Source organism: Actinomadura sp. SCN-SB (assembly GCF_043906805.1).
In the GTDB taxonomy this organism is placed as follows: domain Bacteria; phylum Actinomycetota; class Actinomycetes; order Streptosporangiales; family Streptosporangiaceae; genus Spirillospora.
Map to the genome: position 1 here is coordinate 1 of NZ_JBIMPP010000145.1, position 2,827 is coordinate 2,827.

At 65.9% G+C, this 2,827-nt stretch carries 2 protein-coding genes; one reads left to right on the top strand and one right to left on the bottom strand.

All coding sequences use genetic code 11. The features are described from left to right. Positions 1-413, bottom strand: a 413-nt coding sequence (locus ACGWYJ_RS38700; protein WP_395111662.1) for an ATP-binding protein, incomplete at its 3' end; no start/stop codon positions are given. Positions 414-1,125: 712 nt separating this feature from the next. On the opposite strand from ACGWYJ_RS38700, the gene ACGWYJ_RS38705 reads away from it, so the two are divergent. Further along, a complete protein-coding gene (locus tag ACGWYJ_RS38705) occupies positions 1,126-1,941 on the top strand; it encodes a hypothetical protein (protein WP_395111660.1) in 816 nt (271 codons plus the stop codon). Positions 1,942-2,827: the final 886 nt, after the last annotated feature.

The following is a 2,827-nucleotide window of genomic DNA, read 5'->3' on the forward strand; positions in this document are numbered from 1 at the left end:
CCGTGTTCGGTGGAACCGTGAATGCCGTAGGACACCGCGAGTTCGGCGACCAGTTGCAGGCCACGACCTCCCGTATCCAGCTCACACCTTGGCTTCTTGGACCGGAACAGCGGCACGCAGCCCCCGCCCAGATCGGTGACCCCGATGTAGACGAGTTCACCGAAGGTCACCTCCAAGCCGAACCAGCCGCGCGATTCCCCCGACCGCGTGTGAAGCACGGCGTTGCTGCCTAGTTCGGCGACGACGTTGGCCACATCGTCCTCACAACCGGTCCCCGCGAACAGCGACCTGGCGAACGTCCGCGCCGAGGTCACCTGATCGGGCCTCCCCAAATAGATCCGCCGCCAGCGCATCGGTTCCGCACCCCACAGCCAGTCAGCCGCGGTGCACATCCCCCAGTTTCCTCGTGCCATCACAGACACTCCTTTCCTTGATTTCGTGGCCGGCCGCGCCGCGCCCCTCCTACACGGCACGCCCCACCCCCCGTACGGCGCCCGTGTGCGGCGCGACCGGCCGGAACAAGGAATCCGGCCTTCATCACCCCGGTCAAGTCCACCCAGCAAACAACTTCACCAAAGCGTGCACTCCGGTCTGCGTAGCCCCTTCCCGGGGTAGGTCCAGGGCCAGAGCCACCGACGCCCCGTCTCCACCAAGCCATCCACAGCGCCCATCCCCCGCGCCTCTGGGGCGTCTTTGCAGGTCATGGCGAATCTGTGCAAGTTAGCGCCTCGTCCTGTGCATGACAGCACACGCCGCGTCCGAGTCGGACTCGGACACGGCAGGCAGCGACGCGGCCGCCGCTGGAGCGCCGCCAGGACCAATGGCACGGAACGCGGCGGTGGGGAGCCCTCGGGCCGCGACGCTTACCTGATCCTTACGCGACCGGGCCTGGCTTCGCGAAATCGCAGGTCAGAGCAAATTCATGCACCTGTTCGCAGTTGACCTTCCCGCCTGCCTCCACGTCCTGCGAAGACGTTCCTGCAGGTGAGGGCGGATCTAGGCAGATCGTGTACAGGTTATCCACAGGCCCTGGCGGGCTGATCTGCACAAGAAGTGCACAAAAGCTGCACACGCAGCCGTGGATACCTGACGGCGCCCACTTCTCCACCCCACACGGGAGCCGTCATGTCCAGCACACCGACCACCAACCAGAACCCGCGCAGCACCACCTCAACCAGCACAGCGACACCTCCGCAGTGGCCCAACGCCCTGAAGGTCGCCGAGAACACCTTCAAGCTCCTGACCACCGGGCCTGGCCCACTGGCGCTCGACGGGCGCGAACTCGGCCACGGGCTGCCGGCACGCAAGATCGACCTGGCAGAACTACGCGACCGGCTCCTGGCCAAGACCGCCAACGATGCGTTCAAAGACGCGGTGTGGGCCGAACTGGTCACACGCTCGCGCACAGGCAAGGCGGCCTGGACCATCGGGTGCATCGGGGTCGCCATGCCCGGACTCAAGCGCATCGCCGCCCGCGAGATCGAACACATGCCGCCCTGGTCCATCCGCGACCACCTCGATGACCTCGTCTCCCAACTGCTCACCGAGTTCGTCGCCCAGCTGCCGCACATCGACCTGCAGCGCCCGAACATCGCCCCCCGCCTGCTGTTCGCCGCTCACAAGAAGGCCACCCGCGCACTACGGCGCGGACACCGCTACCTGCCCAGCGACCCCGCCCTCATGCCCACCGGCGCCACCAGCCCACCCATAGCCAACCCCGACCCCGAGGATTTCCTCAAACGAGCCGTCCACCGGGAGATCATCAGCCCGGCCGCCGCATCGCTCATCACCGCAACGCGGCTGAACGGCCGCACCGTGCAGGAACTCTCACGCGAGCAGGGCATCCCCTCAAACCGGCTTTACCGACAACGCGCAGCCGCGGAGACATCCCTGGTCGACGCCCTCCGTACCGGGCGTCTTTCTGCCACCCCACCGAACTGACCCACCCAGCGAAAGGGCCAACTCTACGGACCACTACCTGTGAATCATTCCCGGGTCTGATTGGGCACGCCACTGAACACCTCAAGCAAAAAGAACCCAATTCACCCAGGGCGGGATTGCGGCCAGCGAAGCTCTATCATCCCCACCAGACCGACCACGAACGAGCAACTCTCACCGACCCCACCATCACCACACCAAACCATTAGCCGACTCCAGCAGATCGAACAGCACATCATTCAGATCAAGGAGCCGCACACATGCGCAAATAGCACGAAAATATCAGGCCACGACCATCTCAAGAAAGCACAACCCCCCGTACACGAGGCACCGGCCGGATCCCCGAAGCCGTCGACCGGCCACGATTGACCGAGGTGGGGCAGATCTTCCGAACGGGTGGGCTCCGACCCGGCTTATGCCGACGGTGACTACCATGTGGCAGCCAGGTCCAAGGGCTCGATCCGCCACGCGCCATCGGCTGGCTACGCCACGTGGCCAAGCTCGCCGCAGCAATGTCCCTGTGCATACGCCAGCGTGCGCCGTAGCCGCTCGACAACCACGCCCGCGCGGAGATGGTGGACCGGAAAGAGGAGGCGCCCGAGGAGACGAGGCCCGCGCCAGCGCGCAGACGGCTGCCACCGTCTGAGGGTCAGGTCGACCACCAGGAGCCGACATGGCCAAGGCTAGAACAGCACGCGACCACGCGCTATGCGTCGCCCGGATGCGACGACACCCAATACCGCTCGCGCCCGTCCCCACGTGCGGCACCTATGTGCGGCATCTGTACGAGTTCGTCGCCGACCTGGTCGAGATCCGCGGCCCCGTCGAGCAGACCCGCACCGACACCCGTCCCGAATCGATCACGCCCGAGGTCGACAGATTCGGCTGG

Coding starts and splice junctions, on each gene's coding strand:
- ACGWYJ_RS38705 (WP_395111660.1), top strand. CDS start 1,126: ATGTCCAGCACACCGACCACCAACCAGAACCCGCGCAGCACCACCTCA.